This window comes from Kineosporia rhizophila, from assembly GCF_021277265.1.
In the GTDB taxonomy this organism is placed as follows: Bacteria; Actinomycetota; Actinomycetes; order Actinomycetales; family Kineosporiaceae; genus Kineosporia; species Kineosporia rhizophila.
This window is the reverse complement of record NZ_JAJSOH010000038.1, coordinates 1-23,683: the sequence shown is the minus strand read 5'-3', so window position 1 is coordinate 23,683 and position 23,683 is coordinate 1. Positions and strand designations below refer to the sequence as shown.

At 70.8% G+C, this 23,683-nt stretch carries 24 protein-coding genes and 1 riboswitch; of the genes, 14 read left to right on the top strand and 10 right to left on the bottom strand.

What is annotated here, in order from left to right; translation table 11 throughout:
• Positions 1 to 383 precede the first annotated feature (383 nt).
• Positions 384 to 563: riboswitch (cyclic di-AMP (ydaO/yuaA leader) on the top strand.
• A 125-nt stretch (positions 564 to 688) separates the two neighbouring features.
• Together LWF15_RS32165 and LWF15_RS32160 are read left to right on the top strand one after the other, a co-directional pair.
• Entirely contained in the window at positions 689 to 1,342 is a 654-nt protein-coding gene (locus tag LWF15_RS32165; protein WP_232814788.1) for a C40 family peptidase, read from the top strand.
• A 395-nt stretch (positions 1,343 to 1,737) separates the two neighbouring features.
• The gene (locus tag LWF15_RS32160; protein WP_232814754.1) at positions 1,738 to 2,232 is read left to right on the top strand and encodes an HNH endonuclease; all 495 of its coding nucleotides are present in this window, start codon (positions 1,738 to 1,740) and stop codon (positions 2,230 to 2,232) included.
• Between the two features lie 362 nt (positions 2,233 to 2,594).
• Here the strand turns inward: LWF15_RS32160 and LWF15_RS32155 are convergent, their stop codons facing one another.
• On the bottom strand, positions 2,595 to 3,422 hold the full coding sequence (locus LWF15_RS32155; RefSeq protein WP_232814753.1) for a D-hexose-6-phosphate mutarotase: 828 nt from the start codon (positions 3,420 to 3,422) through the stop codon (positions 2,595 to 2,597).
• Between the two features lie 126 nt (positions 3,423 to 3,548).
• Between LWF15_RS32155 and serS the strand changes: the two genes are divergently transcribed.
• Complete coding sequence (gene serS / locus LWF15_RS32150) at positions 3,549 to 4,838, top strand: serine--tRNA ligase (protein WP_232814752.1); 1,290 nt, start codon at positions 3,549 to 3,551, stop codon at positions 4,836 to 4,838.
• On the opposite strand, the gene LWF15_RS32145 is transcribed toward serS, so the two are convergent.
• Positions 4,839 to 5,252 (bottom strand): PPOX class F420-dependent oxidoreductase, encoded by a 414-nt coding sequence (locus tag LWF15_RS32145; protein ID WP_232814751.1) that lies wholly within the window; start codon positions 5,250 to 5,252, stop codon positions 4,839 to 4,841. It lies immediately after the preceding gene.
• A gap of 77 nt (positions 5,253 to 5,329) precedes the next feature.
• Complete coding sequence (locus tag LWF15_RS32140) at positions 5,330 to 6,343, bottom strand: acyl-CoA desaturase (RefSeq protein WP_232814750.1); 1,014 nt, start codon at positions 6,341 to 6,343, stop codon at positions 5,330 to 5,332.
• Positions 6,344 to 6,497: 154 nt separating this feature from the next.
• Between LWF15_RS32140 and LWF15_RS32135 the strand changes: the two genes are divergently transcribed.
• Positions 6,498 to 7,853: a N,N-dimethylformamidase beta subunit family domain-containing protein gene (locus tag LWF15_RS32135; protein WP_232814749.1), complete on the top strand. Its 1,356-nt coding sequence runs from the start codon at positions 6,498 to 6,500 to the stop codon at positions 7,851 to 7,853.
• A gap of 24 nt (positions 7,854 to 7,877) precedes the next feature.
• Here LWF15_RS32135 and LWF15_RS32130 read toward each other — a convergent pair whose 3' ends face one another.
• Positions 7,878 to 8,555 (bottom strand): response regulator transcription factor, encoded by a 678-nt coding sequence (locus LWF15_RS32130; protein WP_232814748.1) that lies wholly within the window; start codon positions 8,553 to 8,555, stop codon positions 7,878 to 7,880.
• A gap of 30 nt (positions 8,556 to 8,585) precedes the next feature.
• A complete protein-coding gene (locus LWF15_RS32125; protein WP_232814747.1) occupies positions 8,586 to 9,848 on the bottom strand; it encodes a sensor histidine kinase in 1,263 nt (420 codons plus the stop codon).
• A 153-nt stretch (positions 9,849 to 10,001) separates the two neighbouring features.
• On the opposite strand from LWF15_RS32125, the gene LWF15_RS32120 reads away from it, so the two are divergent.
• From LWF15_RS32120 to LWF15_RS32110, 3 genes are all read left to right on the top strand, one after another.
• Positions 10,002 to 10,931 (top strand): ABC transporter ATP-binding protein, encoded by a 930-nt coding sequence (locus LWF15_RS32120; RefSeq protein WP_232814746.1) that lies wholly within the window; start codon positions 10,002 to 10,004, stop codon positions 10,929 to 10,931.
• On the top strand, positions 10,928 to 11,710 hold the full coding sequence (locus LWF15_RS32115) for an ABC transporter permease (protein ID WP_232814745.1): 783 nt from the start codon (positions 10,928 to 10,930) through the stop codon (positions 11,708 to 11,710). Before LWF15_RS32120 ends, LWF15_RS32115 begins: the two co-directional genes overlap by 4 nt.
• A gap of 123 nt (positions 11,711 to 11,833) precedes the next feature.
• Positions 11,834 to 12,406: a hypothetical protein gene (locus LWF15_RS32110; RefSeq protein WP_232814744.1), complete on the top strand. Its 573-nt coding sequence runs from the start codon at positions 11,834 to 11,836 to the stop codon at positions 12,404 to 12,406.
• Between the two features lie 252 nt (positions 12,407 to 12,658).
• Here LWF15_RS32110 and LWF15_RS32105 read toward each other — a convergent pair whose 3' ends face one another.
• Both LWF15_RS32105 and LWF15_RS32100 read right to left on the bottom strand, forming a co-directional pair.
• Entirely contained in the window at positions 12,659 to 13,090 is a 432-nt protein-coding gene (locus LWF15_RS32105) for a DUF2089 domain-containing protein (RefSeq protein ID WP_232814743.1), read from the bottom strand.
• The gene (locus LWF15_RS32100) at positions 13,087 to 14,022 is read right to left on the bottom strand and encodes a DUF4097 family beta strand repeat-containing protein (protein ID WP_232814742.1); all 936 of its coding nucleotides are present in this window, start codon (positions 14,020 to 14,022) and stop codon (positions 13,087 to 13,089) included. Before LWF15_RS32100 ends, LWF15_RS32105 begins: the two co-directional genes overlap by 4 nt.
• Positions 14,023 to 14,219: 197 nt before the next feature.
• Here LWF15_RS32100 and LWF15_RS32095 point away from each other — a divergent pair, with 197 nt between their 5' ends.
• The 3 genes from LWF15_RS32095 to LWF15_RS32085 all read left to right on the top strand — a co-directional run bounded on the left by LWF15_RS32095 (position 14,220) and on the right by LWF15_RS32085 (position 15,482).
• Entirely contained in the window at positions 14,220 to 14,393 is a 174-nt protein-coding gene (locus tag LWF15_RS32095; RefSeq protein ID WP_232814741.1) for a CsbD family protein, read from the top strand.
• A 280-nt stretch (positions 14,394 to 14,673) separates the two neighbouring features.
• Positions 14,674 to 15,153 (top strand): MarR family winged helix-turn-helix transcriptional regulator, encoded by a 480-nt coding sequence (locus LWF15_RS32090; RefSeq protein ID WP_232814740.1) that lies wholly within the window; start codon positions 14,674 to 14,676, stop codon positions 15,151 to 15,153.
• A gap of 98 nt (positions 15,154 to 15,251) precedes the next feature.
• Positions 15,252 to 15,482, top strand: a complete 231-nt coding sequence (locus tag LWF15_RS32085; protein WP_232814739.1) for a hypothetical protein — start codon at positions 15,252 to 15,254, stop codon at positions 15,480 to 15,482.
• Between the two features lies 1 nt (position 15,483).
• Here the strand turns inward: LWF15_RS32085 and LWF15_RS32080 are convergent, their stop codons facing one another.
• Positions 15,484 to 16,515 (bottom strand): isopenicillin N synthase family dioxygenase, encoded by a 1,032-nt coding sequence (locus LWF15_RS32080; protein WP_232814738.1) that lies wholly within the window; start codon positions 16,513 to 16,515, stop codon positions 15,484 to 15,486.
• A gap of 140 nt (positions 16,516 to 16,655) precedes the next feature.
• Positions 16,656 to 17,819: a TDT family transporter gene (locus tag LWF15_RS32075; RefSeq protein ID WP_232814737.1), complete on the bottom strand. Its 1,164-nt coding sequence runs from the start codon at positions 17,817 to 17,819 to the stop codon at positions 16,656 to 16,658.
• A 264-nt stretch (positions 17,820 to 18,083) separates the two neighbouring features.
• Between LWF15_RS32075 and LWF15_RS32070 the strand changes: the two genes are divergently transcribed.
• The 3 genes from LWF15_RS32070 to LWF15_RS32060 are packed head-to-tail and all read left to right on the top strand — an operon-like array spanning position 18,084 to position 22,339.
• The gene (locus LWF15_RS32070) at positions 18,084 to 20,288 is read left to right on the top strand and encodes an MMPL family transporter (RefSeq protein ID WP_232814736.1); all 2,205 of its coding nucleotides are present in this window, start codon (positions 18,084 to 18,086) and stop codon (positions 20,286 to 20,288) included.
• A gap of 21 nt (positions 20,289 to 20,309) precedes the next feature.
• Positions 20,310 to 21,653, top strand: coding sequence for a sensor histidine kinase (locus LWF15_RS32065; protein ID WP_232814735.1), 1,344 nt, complete (start codon positions 20,310 to 20,312; stop codon positions 21,651 to 21,653).
• Positions 21,653 to 22,339, top strand: a complete 687-nt coding sequence (locus LWF15_RS32060) for a response regulator transcription factor (RefSeq protein ID WP_232814734.1) — start codon at positions 21,653 to 21,655, stop codon at positions 22,337 to 22,339. Before LWF15_RS32065 ends, LWF15_RS32060 begins: the two co-directional genes overlap by 1 nt.
• 2 nt (positions 22,340 to 22,341) lie before the next feature.
• Here LWF15_RS32060 and LWF15_RS32055 read toward each other — a convergent pair whose 3' ends face one another.
• Positions 22,342 to 22,623: a DUF427 domain-containing protein gene (locus tag LWF15_RS32055; protein ID WP_232814733.1), complete on the bottom strand. Its 282-nt coding sequence runs from the start codon at positions 22,621 to 22,623 to the stop codon at positions 22,342 to 22,344.
• 107 nt (positions 22,624 to 22,730) lie between these two features.
• Between LWF15_RS32055 and LWF15_RS32050 the strand changes: the two genes are divergently transcribed.
• Positions 22,731 to 23,683, top strand: a 953-nt coding sequence (locus tag LWF15_RS32050; RefSeq protein ID WP_232814732.1) for a lysozyme family protein, incomplete at its 3' end; no start/stop codon positions are given.

The following is a 23,683-nucleotide window of genomic DNA, read 5'->3' as shown; positions in this document are numbered from 1 at the left end:
AGCACGAACCCGCAGACCAGAACAGCCTTCCAAATAGCCCTCTCACTGCACCGCTTTCCACCCGGAAGCCCTCATTACCAGCCGGTCCCACGCCGGTCAAAAGCAGATGGCCGGTTCCGGGCCTTCCGCAGCGTGTCGAGCTGAACAAGAGGTAACAGGTACTTGTGGGGCTTCTGTGAGTCACCCCAATGGCGGGTAGGTCTGCTCCGATCGAGGGACAGATGCTCACCCGAAGGCGTGAACTCGGTCACCGAACGTAAAGTTTTCCCCCAGCTCCGTGACCCAGACGTGACATCGCTTCGTCGCGTCAGGTAGCTTCGCGTTCGCTTCTCTCCCTCCGAGAAGCCCCCGAGGCGGACGCCGAGCTCTGCCACCACCCCGGGGCAACCTGAACACCGCATGGCAGAGGCGGGGGACCCATTTCCGGGGTGTCCGATCCGGGCGCTCCTTGGGGTGAAGCCGCGAAGCCGTCCACGACCCGCGAGGTCAGGGACGGAGTCCGGCCGGGTGACTTCTCCCACCCGAACCCGACAGCTGACCTCGTAGGCGTCCGGAGAGGTAAACCGTGACCACTCGCGCCACGGCGCGCCATCGCGCGCCCGTTCGTGCTGCAACACCCCTGAAGTCCCTCGGGACGGCCGTCACCGGTCAGATGTCGGTGATCGGTCGAGGCGGGGCCGTGATCGCCATGTCCGGCGGTCTGGTCGCCTCGATGGGCATGTCCTCCCAGGCCTCCACCCGGACCTCGCCCGAGGTCGCCGCGGCTCCGGCCACGGCCCCGATCGCGGTCCAGCCGGCCGTCGCGTTCGCCGGCGGCCTGATCGCCGCCCCGGGTGGCGCGCAGACTTCGGCGGCACCCCTCACCGCCCCGGTCGCGGCGACGGTATCCTTCGAAAGCAGTGATTTCACCGCAATTCCGAAGAAGGTCGTTGTCCCCGTCGCAAGCGGGGAGTTGTCGACGGGTTCGAACGTGTCCAGTTCTTACGGCAGTGCGCGCGGCACCTCGGTGCTGGCCGTTGCCTCGCGCTACCTCGGGGTCCCCTACCGGTACGGCGGCACCACGCCGATCGCCTGGGACTGCTCGGGGGCCATGCAGTACATCTTCAACCAGGTCGGCGTCGCGCTGCCGCGCACGGCGAACCAGCAGATGCTGGCCGCCACCCGGATCTCGCGGTCCGAGGCACAGCCCGGTGACCTGGTGTTCTTCAGCAACGGCGGGGCCGCCTACCACGTGGGTCTCTACGCCGGCGGCAACATGATGTACGACGCGGGCCGCACCGGGACGTCGTTCAGCAAGCGGGCGATCTGGACCAGCGCGGTCAGCTTCGGCCGGATCGGCTGATCCGGGCGGTCACCCGCCCGAGCCTGCACGGAAGCCCCGCCCGGGTGGCGGGGCTTCCGCTGTTTGCCATTCCTTCATCCGGTGGTGACGTACGCGGCGCAGATCACTGAGAGAAAGGGAGTGATCTGGTCAGGGGTTCCCGCTTACCCTGTCATCCAGGGTCCGACAAGCTGGCATTCCGGTGAGGAGGTCGTAGTGGCTGGTCACATACGCGACTTCCTGGCCGCCAGGGCGCGGTCCCATACGGGGTTACCAGGGCATCCTGCCCAGGCCCGCACCACCCACGCGTTCGAGATACAACCCGAAATACCTGCGGCCGTGTGCCGCCCAGCCAAGGCGTCGTTCCACTCGGAACGGCGCCTTTTGTCGTCCCGGGACCCAGGAGGTGGCCGCTCATGCGCACCCTCGTTCTGAACGCCGGCTACGAGCCGTTGGCCGTCGTCTCCTTCCGCCGGGCCGTCGTGCTCGTCCTCGCGGGTAAAGCCGCAGTGGTCGAGAGCGGTCCGCACCCAGTGGTCAGCGAGATGCTGACCGTCCCCCGGCCGTCGGTGATCGTGCTCCAGCGCTACGTGAAGGTGCCGCACGGCCGGGTGATCCCGGTCAGCCGGCGCGGTGTGCTGCGGCGGGACGAGCACCGGTGCGGTTACTGCGACAGCCACGCCACCACGATCGACCACGTGCTGCCGCGCAGCCGGGGCGGTCAGGACACCTGGGAGAACCTGGTGGCCTGCTGCATGCGGTGCAACAACGTCAAGGGCAGCCGCACCCCGGAGGAGATGGGCTGGACGCTGTCGGTCCGGCCGCGGCCACCGCGCGGTCCGGCCTGGGTGGTTCGCGGGGCCGACGTGCGTGAGCCCTCCTGGGAGGAGTACCTGGGCTCGGCCGCCTGATCAGCGGTGCCGGCCAAAGCACAGATCGCCCTGGCGGAAACCGAAGTTTCCGCCAGGGCGATCTGTGACTGCCACGGTCTGGGCCAGGAAGTCCCTCCAACCCCTGGCTCAAACCGGGAGATCCAAGGTACTGGCCGCTGCGGGAGCCGGCCGGGGGAGCAACTGCGGTGGGACGACGCCGCCCGGGCCGCGTGGAGCCGAACCCGGGCGAACGAGAAGATTCTGGTGCACCGGCGCTCTCGGCGCCGGTGCGTCGAAGAGCCTGCCACACCGATGCTGATTTAGCAAAGTGCTATGACTCCACGTAATCGGCCTACGGATATGAGCAGGTCGTCCGGAAGTGACTGATACGTATAGCGAGATCAGTCGTCGGTCGGCGCGCGGCCCGTATCGAACCGCACACTGCCCGTCCAGGCAGACCCGGGCGTCAGCTCGACCGGCTGCAGCAGAGCCGGCTCGATACAGACCCAGCCGGTCTCGGATCCGTCCGGCACGTCGCCCAGGCCGTGACCCGCTCCGGGGTTCCAGACCACCCGGTCAGGAAAGCCGTTGGCGGTGACCAGCAGTCGGCCCAGCTCGGGGTCCTCCAGGGCCACCGGGCCGGAGGCTCCTTCGATCGACACGTCGCGGGAGGTCAGGGCGGGCACCGAGCCCCCCGCAGGGGCGAAGGTGTAGGCCGGGCCGCCGGCGTTGTCCGCCGCCGCCCGGCCGCCGAGCCCGGAGATCACCGTGTCGGGGTCACCGACTGTGAAGTAGCTGTGCAGAGCGGCGGTGAAGCTCCACGGCGCGTCGCCGGTGTTGCGGGCGGTCAGCTCCAGGTCCAAGGTCTGGCCCTCGGCCCGGGCGCTCAGCACCAGTTCGAACGAGTGCGGCCAGATCGCCCGGGTGTCCGTGTCGTCAACGAGTTTCGCGGTCCAGGTGCCCGGCCCGGACTCCACCTCCGTCCAGGCCCGGTTACGGGCCACGCCGTGCTTGGGCAGCGGCCCGCGCCCGGCGAACTGAGGGAAGATCACCGGGACGCCGCCGCGGATGGCCTTGCCCGGCCCGCACTCCGCGGTCGGGCTCAGCCACAGCCGGGGCCGGCCACCGGCCGGGGTCCAGCCGGTCACGTGCCCGCCGTGCGCGCACACCACGAGCTCGGCGCCGTCCGGTGCGGTCAGGGTCTGCGAGGAGCAGGGATCGATCGCCATGGCGGCATTCTGGCCGGTCGCCGCGCCGGGCCGGCGGCCAGCGCGCCGCCGTTAACCCGGATTACTAATCGGGTACACCCCGATAGCATCGACGCGGCAAAACCCTTCCTGGTGAAAGGTCCTTCGATGCACGACCCGCGCGCCCTGCTCGACCCGGGCACAGAGGCGGTTCGCCGGCTCGCCCGCCGTGGCTACACCCTGGACACCGCAGCCCTGGAGGAGTTGCTGTCCAGCCGGAACGCCGGCATCAAGGCGGCCGACGACCTGCGCGCCGAGTCCAAGAAGGTCGCCGCCGAGGTGGGCCGGACCGCCAAGGCCGGTGGGGACGTGAGCGAGCTGAAAGAGCGCGCCCGCAGCCTGAAGGAGCAGATCCGGCAGGCCGAGGAGGGCGCCGACCAGGCCGCCGCCGACCTGCGCGCCTGGATGCTCACCATCCCCAACCTGCCGCTCGACTCGCTGCCCGACGGCTTCAGCGACGCCGACGCCACCGAGGTCCGCACCTGGGGCACCCCGCCGGAGTTCGCCTTCACCCCGCTCGACCACGTCGAGCTGGGCGAGCGCACCGGCATCCTCGACTTCGCCCGGGCCACCAAGCTGTCGGGCCCGCGGTTCCGGGTCTCCCGCGGCGCCGGGGCGGCGCTGGAGCGCGGCCTGATCTCGTTCTTCCTCGACACGCACACCCGCGAGCACGGCTACACCGAGTTCGCGGTGCCGCACCTGGTGGCGCCGAGCGCGCTCGAGGGCACCGGGCAGCTGCCGAAGTTCGAGGAGGACCTGTTCCGCACCTCGGCCGGCAGCCGGGACCTGTACCTGATCCCGACCGCCGAGGTGCCGCTGACCAACCTGCACGCCGACGAGATCGTCGAGCCCGGTGAGCTGCCGCTGGCCTACACCGCGTGGACGCCGTGCTTCCGCTCGGAGGCCGGCTCGTACGGCCGCGACACCCGTGGGCTGATCCGGCTGCACGAGTTCGAGAAGGTCGAGATGGTGCGCATCTGCGCGCCCGAGCAGTCGCAGAACGAGCTGGAGAAGCTGGTCGGCCACGCCGAGTCGCTGCTGCAGAAGCTCGGCCTGGCCCACCGGGTGATCCTGCTGGCCGCGGGCGACACCGGTTTCGGCGCCCAGATGACCTACGACGTGGAGGTCTGGCTGCCCGGGCAGAACGCCTTCCGGGAGATCTCGTCCTGCTCGGACTGCGGCCAGTTCCAGGCCCGGCGGGCCAACATCCGCACCCGCACCGAGGACGGCAAGCGCGAGCTGGTGGCCACCCTCAACGGCTCGGGCCTGCCGATCGGCCGCACCATGGCCGCGATCCTCGAGAACGGGCAGCAGGCCGACGGCTCGATCGTGATCCCCGCGGCGCTGGCCGGGTACACCGGGTTCAGCACGATCCACGCCGACGGCAAGACCGACTGATCAACCGGAGACGTTCGGGCCCACCTCGGTGGGCGTGATCCGGATGATCACCCGCTGGTCCTTCTCCATCACGGCCCGGTACTCGTCCCAGTCGGGGTGCTCGCCGCTGATGTCCTTGTAGTAGTCCACCAGCAGGGGCATCGCGGCGGGCAGGCCGACGATCTCGACCGGCCCGGCGACCTGCACCCACTCGCCGTAGAAGCCGTCGGTGAACACCGCCAGCCAGGCCCGCGGGTCGCGGCGCAGGTGCTTCACCTTGATCGCGGTCTCCCGGCTGCTGATCACCACCTGGGTGCCGTCGGTGGAGACACCGACGGTCACCGGGGACATCTGTGGGCTGCCGTCCTTCTTCAGCGTGGTCAGGACGGCGTGGTGGTTCGCCTTGCAGAACGCGAGTGCTTCCTGAATGTCCATCCCGACATCCTCACAACAAATGGTGGACGGGCCAACGCACCTCGCGCCGGCCCGTCCACCATTTGTTCGTGGTCGCCTCAGGCGGCCTGTTCGACCCGCTTCGCGTCGATCCGGTTCTCCTTGGGCCACTTCACGTTCCAGACCCAGCCGGCCTTCTCGAACAGCCAGATCACCCGGGCCGAGATGTCGATCTGCCCCGGGTCCACGCCGTGCCGCGCACAGGTCGGGTCGGCGTGGTGCAGGTTGTGCCAGCTCTCGCCGAAGCTCGGGACCGCCAGCAACCAGACGTTCGAGGCCCGGTCCTTCTGGGAGGTCTTGAAGGGCCGCTCACCCATCACGTGGCAGACCGAGTTGACCGCCCAGGTGACGTGGTGGATCAGCGCGATCCGGACCAGGCCGGCCCAGAAGTAGGCGGTGACGAAGCCGTGCCAGGACTGGCTGACCAGGCCGCCCACGATCGCCGGGCCGAACAGGCTGAGCAGCAGGAACCAGACGAAGTTCTTCTGGATGAACCGGATGTCGCGGTCGGCCACCAGGTCCGGGGCGAACCGGCGCGAGTTCGAGTTCTCCCGGGTGAACAGCCAGCCCATGTGCGCCCAGATCATGCCCTTGGCCAGGGCCGGCACGGTCTCGCCGAAGCGCCAGGGGGAGTGCGGGTCGTTCTCGTCGTCGGAGAACTGGTGGTGGCGGCGGTGATCGGCGACCCAGCGGATCGGGGCGCCCTCGATCGCCATCGTGCCGGCCACGGTGAGCAGGATCCGCATCGGCCGCTTGGCCTTGAACGCGCCGTGGGTCAGGTAGCGGTGGAAGCCGACGGTCACGCCCAGCCCGGTGAACAGGTACATCACCGCGAACAGGATCACGTCGGTCCAGCCCAGCCAGCCGCCCGTCCAGGCCACCGGCACGGCCGCGGCCACCGCCACCAGGGGCGCGACCACGAAGAACCAGAGGAACACGATCTCGACGTTGCTCTTGCGGCCGTAGGTCAGCGGCAACTGAGGACGTCGGGGCCGGCGCGGAGTTTCGGCAGCCCCCTGGGCAGGGGTCGGGTCGAGGTCGCCGGCGCCGGCGGCGCTGGTCGATGCAGTCATTCCGTGCCCCTGTCTGATCAGTCCGGATTTACCTACGTAACCGTAACCTACGAATCCGTAGGTTCGCTAGCCTCTGGCTGGAGTGAAGCAAGTGACTCGCCGGAAACCCGTCCGGATTGGCACCGGGCACCCCTCGCCCGACACAATCCTTTTCGTGCCGTCCCCGCGTCTGCTCGCCGTGACCGCCCTCGTTGCCCTGGGCGGCCTGGCGGGGCTGATCAGTGCTGGTGGTGCCGGTTCCGAGGCCGCCCCCGAGGCCCGGAAGCCGGCCTCGGACGTACGCGGTGGCCTGGTCAGCAACCCGGGCAGCGAGGCCGGGCCGATCGTGCGCGAGAACGCGCAGGCCGGTGCCGAGGAGTGGCGCATCGCCCCGGCCCGCGCCGCGGCCAAGGGGTTGGCGGCCTACGCCGGCGCCTCCTCGGTAGCTCCTGGTGAACTGGTTCCGGTGTTCCTGCGCGGTGCCGGCGCCGCGCAGGTGCGGGCGTTCCGGCTGGGCTGGTACGGCGGCGACGGCGCCCGGCAGGTCTGGCAGGGCACGCTGCAGGCCCAGGCTCAGTCGGGACCGCCGGCCGGCTGGCAGTCGACCGGTTCGCTCGACACCACGAACTGGCCCGAGGGCACCTATCTCGTCCGCCTCGACCTGGGCAAGGCCAGCCGCTACCTGCCGCTGACGGTGACCTCGGTGCCTTCCCAGGGCTCGGCGTCCGATCGCGTGGTGGTGCTGACCTCCCCGATGACCTGGGCGGCGACCAACCGCAACGGGTCGGTGGGGGAGGGACGCGAGGTCACGCTGAACCGGCCGCTGCTCACCGGGGCGGGCGCCGGGGCCCTGGCCACCGAGGCCGGGCTGATCGCGCAGATCGAGCGCACCGGCACCGACGTCGTCTACCTCACCGACACCGACCTGACGGCCTCGCCGAAGCTGCTCGAGGGCGCCACGGCAGTGCTGGTGGCCGGTCAAAGCCGTTACTGGACACCCAAGCTGCGCGGCTCAGTACGCGCGGCGGTGGCCGACGGTACCGACCTCGCCTTCTTCGGGGCCGGCTCCGCCGGCGTCACCGCCCTGCCCGATCAGGCCGACGGGCGCAGCTTCACCGTCGCCGCCGGATCGGGGGCCAAGCTCACCGGTTCGGTCGCCACCTGCGAGGCCGTCGGCAGCACCGGCCTCACCATCACCGACCCCTCGTGGTGGGGCTTCGGCGGCGCCCAGGTCAGCTCCGGTCAGGTGCTCAAGGGCCTGGTCTCGGGCCGCCTCGACCAGGTCCAGGCCCCCGGCCCGGCCCAGGTGGTCGGCTCGGCCGACCTGGCCTGCGGCGACGTCCAGGCCACGAGTTACGTCGAACGCCCCTCCGGCGCCACGGTGTTCAACGCCGGCACGGCGGCCTGGGGGTGCACGGTCACCGGGTTCTGCCTGGACGGCCAGGGAAAGCGGGTCAAGGCCGACGCCCAGGCGCAGGAGATCGCCGCGCTGGTCACCCGCAACGTGGTCACCACCTTCGCCGGGCCCTGAAACCGGCTCTGAAAGTCAGGCTGTTCAGGCCAGTTCGGCGTCGTGGGCGAGGATCGCGATCTGCACCCGGTTGGTCGCGTCCAGCTTGGTCATCACCCGGGACACGTGCGCCTTCACCGTGGCCACGCTCATGTACAGGTCGTCGGCGATCTCCGCGTTCGACTTGCCCAGCCCTACCGCCACCGCCACTTCCCGTTCGCGCGGGCTGAGCAGGTCCAGCCGGTCACGGGCCGCTTCCCGGCGCCGCGACTGCCCGGCCGCCGAGGGTGCCCCGACGTGGTCGATCAGGCGCCGGGTCACCGCGGGCGAGAGCATGGCCTCGCCCTGCGCCACCGTACGGATGGCCCGCACCAGGTCGGCCGGGGGCGTGTCCTTGAGCAGGAACCCGCTGGCGCCGGCCCGCAGCGCCCGCAGCACGTACTCGTCGGCGTCGAACGTGGTCAGCACGATCACCTGGGGCGGCGAGGGCTGCTGGGCCAGCTGTTCCGTGGCCGCCAGACCGTCCACCCGGGGCATCCGGATGTCCATCAGCACCACGTCCGGCCGTAGCCGCTGCACCGCCCCGAGCACCTGCGAGCCGTCCTCCGCCTCACCGGCCACGTCCACGTGCTCGCTGCCGGACAGCATCATCCGCAGCGCCGCCCGCACCAGCGCGTCGTCGTCCACGATCAGCACCCGCACCGGTGCTTCGACATCTGCCACGTTCTCAACCCTCCCATCCCGACCCACCACTCAGGCGGACGGCTCCACCGTGGTGCTCACCGACGTCTTCAATTCTTCGTCGTTGGTGGGCCAGGGAAGCCGGGCCGCGAGCCGGAAGTCCCCCGCCGCCGTCCGCCCGTGTTCCAGGCTCCCCTCGGCCAAATTCACCCGCTCGGTCAACCCCACCAACCCCTGTCCGGCCCCAGGAATGGCATCGGGGGGAGCCAGCGGCGCCCGGTTCAGCACCGTCACTTCCAGCCCCTGCCCAGGGGTTCCGTTCACCGAGACCTGCACTGCCGTGCCTGGTGCGTGTTTTCGGGCGTTGGTCAGCCCTTCCTGCACGATCCGGTAGACGGTGCGGCCGATCACCTCGGGAACCCCCTGCCCTTCGGCGTGCTCGCAGTTGAGCGTCACCTTCATGCCGGCCTGGCGGGACTCCTCGACCAGGCTCGGGATGTCGGCCAGCGTGGGCTGCGGGCGGTCCGGCGAGTCCTCCGCCCCGCCGGCCCGCAGCACCCCGATCACCTCGCGCAGGTCCTGCAGGGCCTGCCGGGCGCTGGCCCGGATCACCGCCGCCGACTCGGCCACCTCCGGCCCGGCCTTGTCGGCGCGGAACTCCAGGGCCCCGGCGTGCAGGCTGATCAGCGAGATCCGGTGGCCCAGCACGTCGTGCATCTCCCGGGCGATCCGGGTGCGCTCGGACTGCCGGGCCTGCTCGAGCAGCAGGTTGCGCTCGGACTCGGCCCGTTCGGCCCGGTCGCGCAGCGAGAGGATCAGCTGCCGCCGGGCGCGGGCGAACAGCCCCCAGGCCAGCACCGCGCACACCGCGATCAGGCCGGCGACGAGGTCGGCCCAGCTGTCGCTCGGATTGGGCCGCACCCAGGCGAAGGCGATCCCGGCCAGCACGTGCAGGACGAAGACCACGGCCACGTTCCGGGGCGGCCGGCGCACCGCGACGGTGTAGACCAGCACCATGGCGGGCAGGGCGGAGACCACCGAGAAGAACCCGACCGCGGCCATGAACACGGCGATCCGGGTCGGCCAACGCCGCCGCCACCAGAGCAGGACCAGGCAGGGCACCCCGGCCACCAGGTCGGCCACGGCCAGCGCGCCCGGCATCGTGCCGCGTTCCAGGTCGGCCTGGTCGATCCAGAGCAGGACCCCCAGGCCGGTGCAGATCAGGAACAGGCTGACGTCCACCAGCCAGTCCCGCGCGGAGCGTCGTTCCGGCCGGGCCGCGACCGGGTCGTCCAGGTCACCGGGCAGCCAGCCCGAGCGGTGGTGAGTGCGCACCTGCTCACCGTAGGCATCCCGATCGGGCGGCCACCACGGTCCTGGGATGCGCGGGCCCCCTACTTTCGTCTAACCCGAGATCACCCTGGGGCGCGCCCAGATGGTTCCCAGGACGGACGCGCGGGTGGTGGCCGGTCCGGAATGGTTGTCCTCGTGATCGAGATCGAGAACCTGACGAAGAGATACGGCACCCAGACGGCCGTCGATGCCGTCTCCTTCCGGTGCGAGACCGGCACTGTCACGGGGTTCCTCGGCCCGAACGGCGCCGGCAAGTCCACCACGATGCGGATCCTGTGCGGTCTGACCCCGGCGAGCAGCGGGACCGCGCTGATCGACGGCGTGCCCTACCGCAGCCTGCCCAACCCGGGCCGCTCGGTGGGTGTGCTCCTGGACGCCTCGGCGCAGCACGCCGGCCGCACCGGCCGCGAGGTGCTCACCCTCGGCACCATCGTCCTGGGCCTGCCCCGCGAGCGGGTCACCCAGATGCTCGACCTGGTCGGCCTGGACAAGAAGGCCGCCGACAAGCGGGTCGGCAACTACTCCCTGGGCATGCGCCAGCGCCTCGGCCTGGCCCACGCCCTGCTCGGCAACCCCTCCACGCTGGTGCTCGACGAGCCGGCCAACGGGCTGGACCCGGAGGGCATCTTCTGGATGCGCGGTCTGCTGCGCGAGTACGCCGACCGGGGCGGCACGGTGCTGCTCTCGTCGCACCTGCTGCACGAGGTCGAGGCGGTCGCCGACCGTCTGGTGGTGATCGGCAACGGCCGGATCGCGGCCAACGGCAGCAAGCAGGAACTGCTCGCCGGGGCGGGCACCCTGGTCCGCGCCGAGGCACCGGCCGCCCTGGCCGACGCGCTGCAGCGCTCCGGCCTGACCTTCACCCCGGCCGCCGACGGCGCCCTGCTGGTCGACGCCGAACCGCTCCAGGTCGGTCGCGCCGCGGCTGCGGCCGGCGCTGTCCTGACCGAACTGCGCACCGCCGACGGTGCCGGCCTGGAGGCCCTGTTCCTCCAGCTCACCGCCACTGCGAACGCCTCCGCACCGGCCGGTGCGGTCAACCCCCCGATGGAGGTCGCGCGATGAGCGCCCCGACCACGCTGCCTGCCTGGGCCGCCCCCGGCGCCACCCAGGACACCAAGATCAGCCGTCCCGGGCTGGGCACGCTGACCTGGCTCGAGCTGCGCAAGATGGCCGACACCCGGGCCGGGCGCTGGCTGCTCGGCATCGTCGCCCTGCTGGTCGTCCTGGTGATCGGGGCGATGGCGATCTGGGGCGACGGTGACCGTACCTGGCAGACCTACGCGCAGCTGGCCTTCCTGCCGATCGCCATCCTCGGCCCGGTGCTCGGGGTGCTGACCGTGACCAGCGAGTGGTCGCAGCGCACCGCCCTGACCACCTTCACCCTGGTCCCGCAGCGTGGCCGGATCGTCGCCGCCAAGTTCCTCGCCGCGATGGTCCTGGCCACGGCGACGCTGGCGCTGATCCTGCCGATCGCCGGCATCGCCACCCTGGTCTCCGGGGCGGCCGACCCCTGGGACATGTCCGCGATGGTGGTGATCGAGCTGCTGGCGTTCCTGTGGCTCAACTACGCCTGCGGGGTCGGGTTCGGCCTGCTCTTCGCCAACACCCCGGTCGCGATCGTCAGCTTCTTCGTCCTGCCCGTCGCCTTCCAGCTGCTCTCGCAGTTCTCGGCGATGGAGTCGGTGGGCGAGTGGCTGGACTTCAACTCCACCACCGGCGTGCTGGGCGGAGGGGAGACCAGCGGGGACGAGTGGCTGCGGATCTTCACCTCGGCGCTGCTGTGGGTGGTCGCACCGCTGGTGATCGGCACGGTGCGCACCCTGCGCCGCGAGGTGAAGTGACCCAGGACCTTCTCTGAGGGAAGCCGGTGGCCATTGGAGGGTGGCCACCGGCTTCTGGTCTTCATAGCCGGTTCACAGCCCGGATCCGGCCTCTCCTCATCAGGGGGCCGAACTCTGGGACGCATGGCAGAAAATCAGGGGCAGACCGTCGTGGCGCCGGTGAACACCCACCCGGCCCCCGCCCAGAACCCGCAGTCCTACCCGAACGTGCAGTACCCCGGCCCCGCCGGGCCGCCGCCGCACCTGACCTTCGAGGTCCCGCAGGAGCACCTGGGGACGTCGGTGCCGGCTCCCGCGCCGACCACCGGCTCCCAGGGTGGTTTCGTGCAGAAACTGAAGACGCCGGTGGCCGCCGCGGTCATCGCCGGTGCCCTGTTGCTCGGGGTGGGTTTCGCGACCGGTTACGTGGTCGGCCACGACCGTGGTTCCGCCTCGGTCTCCGGCACCACCGACGGCCAGACCGGTTTCGGGGGTGGCCAGATGCCCGGCGGTGGGCAGTTCCCCGGCGGCGGTCAGATGCCGGGCGGTCAGACCGGGCAGGGTCAGACCGGTCAGGGCCAGAGCGGTTCCGGTACGTCGCCGTTCGGTCAGGGACAGAGCCAGGACGGGACCACGCAGGACGGGACCACTCAGGACGGCACCACCCAGGGGGGCGCCACGACCCAGGACAGCACGGACCTCTCGCAGACCCAGTGAGACCGGGCGTGACCTCCGGACCGAACCCCACGGGCGAGTACCCGGCCTGGCGCCGGCGGGACATCCCCTCCGGTGGCCCGAAGGCACCGGCCGTGTACTCGCCCGAGGGTTGTCGGCGCGCCGGAGGAGCCGACGCGTAGATGTTGCCGGGCGGACCGGTGACATCGAAGGAGCATTCTGCCGCCTGAAAGGGCAGGTGGCTGGTGTACCCCCGCACTTGGGGCAACCACCCGCCCCCTGGTCAGCGGCGGATCACTGGCCCAGGAGCTTCCGGGCCGCCTCCACGTCCAGCTCACCCGTGGCCAGCGCCTGCAGCGTGTTCAGCCGGGTCTGCTCGTCCGCCTCGTTCCGCGCCGGCTCCGCAGCCGGCGCCGTGGGAGTCGCCGGGGCGGTGGGCCGCAGACCGAGCTTGGCCAGCAGATCGTCGAACCGGGCCCGGGCGGTGGGGTAGCTGACCCCCAGGTGCCGTTCCAGCTCCTTCATGTTTCCCCGCGAGACCAGGAAGACCCGCAGCACGTCCAGTTCGGCCTGGTCCAGGGCGCAGTAGTCGCAGTGCTGGAAGTGCCCGCTGATCCCGGTGCCGCAGGAGTCGCAGCCGAGCTGGGTGACGTGCAGGTCGTCGGCGCAGACCGGGCACTGCTGGGGGGCCCGGTAGCCGTGCTCGCCCGGGTGCCGGCGGCTCAAAGCGGCGCCTCGTCCCAGACCTGGGCGCCGACCGTGACCGAGCTCATGACCGCCTCCACCCGCAGGAGGTCCCGCCCCGAGCCCACGACGCTCTCGGTGACCTGGTCGTCCAGCGGCATGGTGCTGGCCGGGCGGTCGGGCAGCTGCAGCCGGCCCATCCGGTTGGTGCCCGAGATCCGCAGGTCACTGCCGTTCAGCAGGGTCAGCCGGGCCGAGGAGGACTCGGCCGTCAGCCGGGACTCGCCCAGCGGCACCGCGCTGATCTTCACCGACGAGGAGACCGCCTCCACGTCGAGCCGCCCACGCAGCCGGTCCGCCTTCAGCGAGCTGGCCACCACCCGGGCCTTCAGACCGCCGACCAGGCCGTTGAGCTTCACCTCGGCGCCGGTGGTCTCCAGCTCCAGCAGCAGCTCCGGGTTCACCCGGATCTCGAGCTGGTGCTCCTTCCACGACTTGGCCCAGGTCAGCGTGCGGGGCAGGTCGCTGAAGCTGAAGTTGCCGAAGAGGTTGCCACCGTTGGCCGGACGGGGGCCGGTGGGCTCGTCCAGCGGGCCGGTGCCGGACACGATCAGCGTGGTGCCCTCCTGGCTGACCCGGTGCGTGCCGGTCACGTACAGCTGGGCCACCGACGGGTCGGCCGTGACCTGCACCGAGCGGTAGGAACCGAGCACCCGCACCGCAGTGATGGTGCCGTTGACCGGCGGAGTGCCACCGGCCCGGAAGGTGGGGGTGCCGGAGCTGCGGGAGCTGCCGGAGCCGGGGGAGCCGAAGGCCGGGGAGGCCGGGGTGGGCTGTTCGGGAGCGGGCGCGGAGGGCGCGGATGTGGCGCTCGCCTCACGGGCCTTCTGCTCGTCGATCGCCTTCATGGCCGCATCGGGACTCATCTCCCCCGAGGCGACGCTCCTGAGAATCGCTTCCAGTTCGTCACTCATAGGCAATAGTGAAACCCGAACTTCCGAGATTGGGAACCCTGACTTTCCACTTTCACGGCGTACGGGTTCTCCCTGAGGTGGGCCGGACGTGATCAGGGTCGGGATGCGGTTTGGCCCAGAGGGGGCAGAGTGAACCTCGGCGGGACGCTTCGGGCGTCCCGGAACAGCAAGTTGCCTAGTGGTTGGGAGGCCTGTCGATGAGTGCCACCGACAAGATCAAGAACTCTGCCCAGAACGTGGCCGGCAAGGCGAAGGAAGCCGTCGGCAAGGGCACGGACAACGAGCGCCTCGAGAACGAGGGCCGCGCCGACCAGGCGTCGGCCGACGTGAAGCAGGCCGGCGAGAACGTCAAGGACGCCTTCAAGCGCTGACGTCCCGCTCGCTCGCCGAGGTCCCGGTCCCCTGTGTCTTCCGGCACGGGGGACCGGTCGTTTTGCGAATGGACGTTTTGCGGCTGAGTGCCAAAAGTCGCTTGCCGTCCTGCCTCGGAGGGGGGTTAGGCAGGACGGCAAGCGGTACTTGCTGAACCGGGGCAGTCGCGGCGCTCCGTCCTGGGGGGAAGACGTGAACGCGCGTAGTCGTTGCTCCGGCAAGCACTATGGTGCCATCAATGTCATTGCGCCGTCAACTATTGAAGCTAAACTGGCTCGGGTGCGTGACGAAGAGGGCCGCCCCGACGGCGCGAACTGGCTGAGCAGCAGCGAGCAGGCGGCCTGGCGGGCGCTGCTGGACAGCACCCGCATGCTGTTCGCCGCCCTGGACCGGCAGCTCGCCTCCGAGTCCGACCTGACGCTGACCGACTACGACATCCTGGTCCGCCTCTCCGAGGCGCCGGGTGGGCGGCTGCGGATGCGTGAGCTGGCCGACCTGACCCTGTCCACCCGCAGCGGCGTGACCCGCGCGGTCACCCGGGCCGAGCAGGCCGGCTGGGTGCGCCGGGTGGAGTGCGAGGAGGACCGGCGCGGGATGAACGCCGAGCTGACCGAGGCCGGGCGGGCCAAGCTGATGGCCAGTGCGCCGGGTCATGTGCAGGCCGTGCGCGAGATGCTGATCGACCAGCTCACTCCCGAGCAGCTGGAGCAGCTCACCGAGATCGGCCGGCGGGTGCAGGACAAGATCACCGTGAAGTAGGGCCGGCTCACCCACTGTTCTGTGTCGGTCTGTGTGGATTACCGGAAAGTCGCTCACGAAGAGTCAAGCAGCTTCACCCGTTTGCCGATGCGTGAGGCATGACCCCCTCTGCTGCCCTGCTCGAACGCCTCCTCGGAATCGCCGAGGGGGTGGCCGCTTTCGGTGACCAGATCGACGAACCGGCCGGGCCCCGCCTCTCGGCGTCCGCCCGTGAGGCGATCGAGCAGTACTGGGAGCAGATGCGCACCTATCCGGCCGGGGCGCGGGAGTGGCGGGACGAGATGTTCGTGCTGCTGCTGAACACCCAGCCCACCCCGGTCGCGTCCTAGTTCAGAGACCGGCCGGCTGCAGCTGCTCGTTCGGGCGGCCGGGGGCCTGCTTCTCGGCGAGATGGTCGGCCACGGTGACGGATTCGTAGCGGACCGGCTCGTCCTCGTCGGCGCACCCCGGAAGCACCGAGATCACCGCGTCGGCGTTGCCCTCATGGAAGAAGACGGCCGAACGTCGGCGCACCAGAGCACCTTCGGCATCGGTGGGCGGCAGGACGCGGTGCGGCACGGAGATCCAGCGGTCGTTCGTCCAGCGCGCCAGCAGATCGCCCAGATTGACCAGAAGCGTTCCCTCGGTGGGGATCACGTCGTGCCACTCGCCCGCTCCCGGCAGGATCTGCAGGCCCCGGACCTGGGGGTCGGCCCAGAGCACGGTGAGGATGCCGTTGTCGGTGTGGGCGCCCGTCCCGACCTGGTCCTCGTCGGGGACCGTCTCGTCGGCCGGCACCAGATAGTTGTTCAGCCGCAGCACTTCCAGAGCGTGGTCCTGGTAGCCGGCGAAGAACTTCTCGTCCAGGCCGAGAGCCACCGCCATCACCGCGGTGACCTCGCGGGCCACCCGGGCGGCCTCGGCGAACCAGGCCATCACCGCGGGCTCGAAGCTCTCCGGCCGCAGGGGCCAGAGGTTGGGTGCGTACTGCAGCTCGTCCAGCCCCAGACCGGGGAAGTCCTCCGTGCTGCGGCCCACGTCGAAGGCCTCGAACAGGTCGGCCGGGGAGTTCGCCCCCGGGCTCAGGCTGAGCCGCTCGGCCCGGGGCGGGGTGTAACCGCGGTTGTACTCCGGCGAGGCCGGGCGCAGCGCCTTCTTCTGCCACATCGGCAGGCCGAAGAAGGCGTCCATCGCGCCGGTGAGCCCGGCCAGCACCTCTTCGCTCACGCCGTGCCCGGTCACCTGCAGGAGACCGATGGTGGACGCGGCGTGGTCCAGTTCGGCGGCCACCCGGGCGCGGTCGGTGGGTGAGCCTTCGCGGAACGCGGACAGGTCGATCGTCGGGATGGTCAGCTGACCGTCGCGCGTGCGGGCTGTGTTCATGCGGTTGATCTTCCCCTCCGTCGCGCCGGATCTCTCGCCGAAGTTCCGACGGTAAGGGTCGGCGATGAACACCGCGTTACGGCACTCCGCCGTGGATTTCACCGCGGTTGCCTTCTGTTCAGGCCGGGCGGGGTCTCCGGTCAGATGGTGTACGCCCAGGTGGGCGGCTCGGGGCGGCGGGTGCTCGGGCGGAGCGAGTTCAGGCTGCCGACGGCGGCGACCAGCCAGCCGCTGAGCAGGCCGGTGAAGAGGATCACAGCCAGTCCGGCCAGCGCGTCGGCGCCGGTGGCCTGGCCCAGGGCGGCGGCTGCGGTGACGCAGGTGCCGAGGGGGAAGGTGAAGGCCCACCAGGTGGGGGCGAACGGCAAACCTTCGGCCGAGCGGGCGGTACGCAGGGTCAGGGCCAGTGCCCACGCGGCCCACAGCAGGGCGAAGCCCAGCACCGGCAGCCCGTAGACCACGCCGAAGGCGCGTAGGGCGGTGGCGTACGGGTCTTCGATCGCGGTGCCCGCCTGCCGGCCGATCAGGTTGGCGGCGGTGACCGACTGCCCCAAGGGGCCGAGCACGATCCACAGCGTCGGCACCAGCCGGGCCGGGGGCAGGCCGTGCTGCACGAGTCGGGTCCAGAGCTGGGTGATCAGGACGAACGAGGCGATGAGGCTGATCCCGAACAGGCCGTACAGGGCCAGCAGCAGGGTGAGTCGCGGTTGTCCGGCCGGGGTGTGCGGCAGCAGGGCGGCGCCGGTCGAGGCCGACACCATGGGCGGCACCACCGACATCAGCCAGCCGCCGAAAGCCGCGTCCGGCTGCCGGGAGGCATCGCCCAGGGCGCCGGTGAAGTGCTGGTACGGAACCGCGAAGGCGCTGATCAGACCGGCCACGGTGCCCAGGCCCCAGAGCGCCCAGGTGATGGTCACGGCCGCCTGTGGGCCGATCAGGCCGGGGCCGAGCAGCAGCGTGCCTGCGCCCACGGTAAGCACGGCCATCGGTGGAGCCCCGTAGAAGTGCGCGATCACCGGATGGCGGTGATGGGACCGGGCCCGCTCCCGGTGGCCGGCCCACTGGGCAACGGTTGCTCCAGCGAACAGAATCAGGAGTGCGGTGGCCAGGAGCCAGGCCCCGACGGCGAATTCGCGCGTCTGGAGCCCGGAAGGCAGAGCTGCTGCGGACGTTGCGACGATGCCGGTGCCCATCACGGCCGCGAACCAGTTCGGTGCCACTGAGGGAGCCAGACCCTGAGGGACGCTCGGGGTCGGGTGAGCGGGGGTGGTACGCCGCTGGGTGGGGGCATGGGTCACGGTCACAACCGCCAGTGTGGTTCGGTTCCCGTTCACCCGGAACGGGTTCCGCCCCTGGCTCGTCACAGGTCCACCTTGTGACCCCTGGTGCCCGGCCGGGGGTCGTACCGCAGACGTAGTAGGCCCAGATGTCAATGCCTGGACGATGTGACCGGCGCCGAAGATCACCATGATGTGTGATGCAGGCGACGACGCGTGCAATCACCGCGCTCGCCGCTCGGGTCCAGCGAAACCGGTGTCCGACAACCCATCTGGAGGGGCAGATTCGTCATGTCCGCACTCGCTCGCTGGTGCTACCAGCATCGTTACGTCGTGATCGCACTCTGGCTGGCGTTACTCGTCGGCCTGGGGGCCGCCACCGCGGCCCGGGGTACCGCCTACGCCGACGACTTCAACCTCTCCGGCACCGAGTCGGCCCGGGCCCTCGAACTGCTCGAGCAGGCCAGCCCGGACCAGGCCGGTGACACCGGCCAGATCGTCATCCACTCCGAGAACGGCCCGGTCACCGACGCCGCCGTCGAGCAGCGGGTGAAGCCGATGCTGGCCGAGGTGGCGGAGCTTCCGCACGTGCTCTCGGTGACCGGTCCCTACGACGAGGCCGGCGCCGCGCAGATCGCCCCGGACGGCACGATCGCCTTCGCCACCGTCCAGTTCGACGGCCTGGCCCAGGACGTCCCGATCCCGGACATCGAGAAGGTGATCGACACCGCCCAGGAGATCGACGGGGACGGTCTGCAGATCGAGCTCGGTGGCCAGGTCATCCAGCAGGCCTCGTCCGAGATCGGCGGCACCGCCGAGCTGATCGGCGTCGCGGCCGCCGCGGTGATCCTGTTCCTGGTCTTCGGCTCGCTGTTCGCCAGCCTGATGCCCATCCTGGTGGCGCTGTTCGGCGTCGGGGTCGGCATCACCGCGATCGGGCAGCTCTCGCACCTGATGTCGCTGTCCACCATCGCCCCCACCCTGGCCGCGCTGATCGGCCTGGGGGTCGGGATCGACTACGCGCTCTTCATCGTCACGCGATACCGCAACAACCTGAAGTCCGGCATCGCCCCCGAAGAGGCCGCCGTCCGGGCGCTCAACACCTCCGGTCGGGCAGTACTTTTCGCCGGTGGCACGGTGGTCATCGCTCTGCTCGGGCTGCTCGTCCTGGGCGTCAGTTTCCTGGCCGGCATGGGGATCGGCGCTGCGGTGACGGTTCTGGCCACCGTGGCGGCCGCGATCACCCTGCTGCCCGCCGCGCTCGGTGTTCTCGGCACGCGGTTGCTCAGCCGCCGGGAACGGCGTCTGCTGGCCGAGCAGGGCCCGTCCGCCAGCCACGCCCAGGAAGGCTTCTGGGGCCGTTGGTCCCACCTGATCGCCCGGCGCAAGGCACTTTTCGGTTTCGTCGCGACCGCGATGATCGTGCTCCTGGCCCTGCCGGCCCTGTCGCTGCGACTGGGCTCGTCCGACGCCGGCAACGACCCGGAGAGCAGCACCACCCGTCAGGCGTACGACCTGCTGGCCGAGGGCTTCGGCCCGGGCTCCAACGGCCCGCTGCTGCTGGTCGCCGAGCTGGGCGCCGACTCCGACGCCCAGGCGCTGCAGGCCCTGGCCACCACGGTGGAACAGACGCCCGGGGTCGCCGCGGTCTCCGCCGCACCGGTCGAGCCCGGCTCGCCGCTGGGCATGATCCAGGTCATCCCGGCCAGTTCGCCGCAGGACGTCGAGACCAGCGAGCTGATCGAGCGGCTGCGTGACGACGTCATCCCGCAGGCCGAGAGCGGCACCTCGATGCAGGTGCACGTGGGTGGGGCCACCGCCATCTTCGACGACTTCGCCGACGTCCTCACCGGCAAGCTGCCCCTGTTCATCGGGGTGATCATCGGGCTCGGCTTCCTGCTGCTGCTGATCGCCTTCCGCAGCGTGGTGGTGCCGCTCACCGCGGCGGTGATGAACCTGGTCGCCGCGGCCGCCTCGTTCGGGGTGCTGGTGGCGGTGTTCCAGTGGGGTTGGGGCTCGGAGCTGATCGGCGCCGGGCCGGGCGGGCCGGTGGAGGCCTTCCTGCCGGTGATCATGCTGGCCATCCTGTTCGGCCTCTCCATGGACTACCAGGTGTTCCTGGTCAGCCGGATGCACGAGGAGTGGCACCACACCCGGGACAACGCCCGGGCGGTGACCGTGGGCCAGGCCGAGACCGGCCGGGTGATCACCGCGGCCGCGCTGATCATGATCTTCGTCTTCGCCGCCTTCATCCTGGAGGGCCAGCGGGTGATCGCCGAGTTCGGGGTCGGCCTGGCCGCCGCCGTGGCGATCGACGCCTTCCTGATCCGGACCGTGCTGGTGCCGGCCGTGATGCACAGCCTGGGTAACTCCAACTGGTGGCTGCCGGGCTGGCTGGACCGGATCCTGCCGCACCTGTCGGTCGACCCGGCCGACGAGCCGCTGCCCACCGCCGAGGTCGAGGAGCCCCCGGCCGAACTGGTTTCCCGGCGCTAGGCCCGCGCTTACAGTGCTGTGATGCGGATGTCCGAGCGGATCCGGCTGAAGGCCGTCCACCACCCGTGGGTGAGGGACGGCCTTCTGGCCCTGCTGCTCCTCGGCGTGGCCACGCTGATCTCCCTCAAGTCGAGCGAGCAACACGCCGGGGCGAGCACGCCCACGGTCCTGGCGGTGCAGGCCGCGCTGTTCTCCCTGCTGGTCTTCCGGACCGCCGCGCCGGTCACGGTCCTGGCCCTGACCACGCTGGGCACGGCCGGCCTGATCTGGCACCTCGGGGGCGAGGCCGCCTCACCCCTGGTGATGGCGGCCGGGGCGGCCATGGTCACCGTGGCCGGCCTGGGCAACCGCCGACGCACGCTGACCTGCGCCTGCTGTGCCAGCGCCGTGATCATTCTGGCCCAGGCCGTGGCCCATGGGGGCCTGCAGATCGGTGCGCACATCGGCACCCTGCTGTGGGTCGGTTTCTTCGCCTCGGCCGGTGAGGCCGTACAGAGCAAGAAGGCTTACGTGGCAGAGGTCGAGGAGCGGGCCCGGCGGGCCGAGCACACCCGGGAGGAGGAGGCCGGGCGCCGGGTGGCCGAGGAGCGTCTGCGGATCGCCCAGGAACTGCACGACGTGGTCGCCCACCACATCGCCGTGATCCACGTGCAGGCCTCGGTGGCCGAGCACCTGGTCACCGACAACCCGGCCGAGGCCAAGGAGGCCCTGACCCACGTGCGGCGCTCCAGCCGCACGGTGCTCGACGAGCTGACCGGCCTGCTCAACGTGCTGCGCCGGCCGGGTGATCCGAAGACCCCGATCGAGCCCGCCGCCGGGGTCGGTGACCTGCCCGAGCTGATCCGCTCGTTCGAGAGCTCGGGGCTGCGGGTGAGCTGGACCGTGCGCGGCGAGCGCCGTCCCCTGCCGCCCGCGGTCGACCTGGTCGCCTACCGCCTCGTGCAGGAGGGCCTGACCAACGCCCACAAGCACGGCTCCGGCTCGGCCGGCCTCGACGTGCGGTTCGCCGGTGACGCCGTCCTGATCGACATCGTCAACCAGAACGGGGTAGTGGCGGTGCCCGGGGCCGATCAGCCGGACGCGCTGCTGGGTGGCTACGGCCTGATCGGCATGCGCGAGAGGGCCCTGGCGGTCGGCGGCAGCCTGCGGGCGGCCCCGGAGGCGGACGGCACCTGGCGGGTGCGGGCCAAACTGCCGGTGCGCCCGCTGCCCGACGCGTCGCCGACCCCGGCCGCCCCGGCCGCCGAGCCGGTCGTGACCGAGCCGCCCGCCCGGGCGGCGGGCTGCGTGGACCTGTCCGGTCTGAGTGGCCTGTCCGCCCGGCTGACCAGCGAAGCCCGTAGCCGTCCCCAAGAGAGTGTGTGATGACGAGACCGACCACCCGTGTCCTGCTGGCCGACGACCAGGCGCTGATCCGGGCCGGCTTCCGGGTGCTGATCGACTCCGCCCCCGACCTGGAGGTGGTGGGCGAGGCCGGCACCGGGCGCCAGGCGGTCGAGATGGTCCGCACCGCCCGGGCCGACGTGGTCGTGATGGACATCCGGATGCCCGACCTGGACGGTCTCGAGGCCACCCGGATGATCTGCGCCGACGACGACCTGGCCGGCGTGAAGGTGCTGGTGGTGACCACTTTCGAGATCGACGAGTACGTGCTGGCGGCGCTGCGGGCCGGGGCCAGCGGGTTCGTCGGCAAGGGGGTGGAGGCGGAGGAGCTGCTGGCCGCGATCCGCACCGTGGCCAGCGGCGACGCACTGCTCTCGCCCCGCGCCACGCGCGGCCTGATCACCGAGTTCCTGGCCCAGCCGAGCAGCGTGGGCACGGTCACCCCGGAGGTGTTCTCGGCGTTGACCGAGCGCGAGCGGGAGGTGGCCACCCTGGTCGCGCTCGGCCTGTCCAACGACGAGATCGCCGAACGTCTCTTCGTCAGCCCACTCACCGCGAAAACCCATGTCAACCGGGCGATGACGAAGGTCGGCGCGCGGGACCGGGCGCAGCTGGTGGTCGCGGCCTACCAGAGCGGGCTGGTCAGCCCGGCTCCGGAGGCCCGCTGAGATCAGGGGGTCACGGTGACCCCTCGCCAGAACGCCACCCTGTCCTTGATCTGCGCCGCAGCCTCTTTCGGTTCGGGGTAGAACCAGGCCGCGTCCGTGTTCTCGGCGCCGTCCACGGTGATCGAGTAGTACGAGGCGGTGCCCTTCCACGGGCAGACCGTGCGGGTGTCGGTCGCCGTGATCAGTTCCTGCCGCACCGAGGAGACGGGGAAGTACGCGTTCCCCTCCACCTCCACGATGTCGTCGGACTCCGCGATCACAGTGTCGTTCCAGATGGCACGCATGGCCGTTCCCTTCCGTACGGAGGCCGGTGAGCCGGTCTTCGAAGTGAATGCTGGCTCCAGTAGGAACCGGGGCTGCCATTTCTTCTATTTCTGCTTAAGGTCGTGGGGTGCGATGGACCGGTTCGGCCCGGTTGGTCTCGGGCGGTGCCACGGCGCTGCGCCGTGCCGCCGCCGTCGCGGCCTTCCTTCTCGCTGTCACAGTGGTCTTCATGGTGTCCGGATCCACTGCGGCACAACCCAGAACGGCCGCCGGCGCCACGCCCGCCCAACCCACCGGCACGCCCTCGTCCAGTGAAAGCCCGTTGGAGTTGTACGGCAGTGAGGCCGACACCAGCGCCCTGCCCACCTCGTCCACCGTGCCATCGATCCCCTCGTCGGGGGAAAAGTCAACGGCTTCGGGCGATTCGTCGTCGGGCGGCGCCTACGGGATCACTCGCACAGACGCCCTGACCTCCTCCGGCATCCCGGTCGGGGCGCAGCGCGCCTACCAGGCCGCCGCCGACCAGCTCGCCCGCACCGACCCGTCCTGCCGGATCCACTGGTCGCTGATCGCCGCAATCGGCCGGGTGGAAAGCAATCACGGCCGCCACGGCGGGGCCGGGATCACGGCGACCGGCCTGGTCAGCCCGCCGATCCTGGGAATCCGCCTGGACGGCTCGACCCCGGGCACGGCGACGATCTCGGACTCGGACGGCGGCCGCTACGACGGGGACACGGCGCACGACCGCGCGGTGGGCCCGATGCAGTTCCTGCCCGGCACCTGGAAGTCCTACGGCAAGGGCAACCCCCAGAACATCAACGATGCCGCTCTGGCCGCCGGCACTTACCTCTGCGCCGGCAGTTCCGACCTGAGCACCCGCTCCGGCCAGGAAGCAGCGGTGTACCGGTACAACCGCAGCAACAGCTACGTGTCGCTGGTGCTCTCGCTGGCCACCGCCTACGCAACCGGCGAGCCCCAGGCAGTGCCCAACCCCCGCCCCGACACGCCTACCCCCACCAAGACAGAAGACGACCCACCCGGCACCGCCCCCGGCCCTCCACCTGCTCTGCCCAAGCCCCC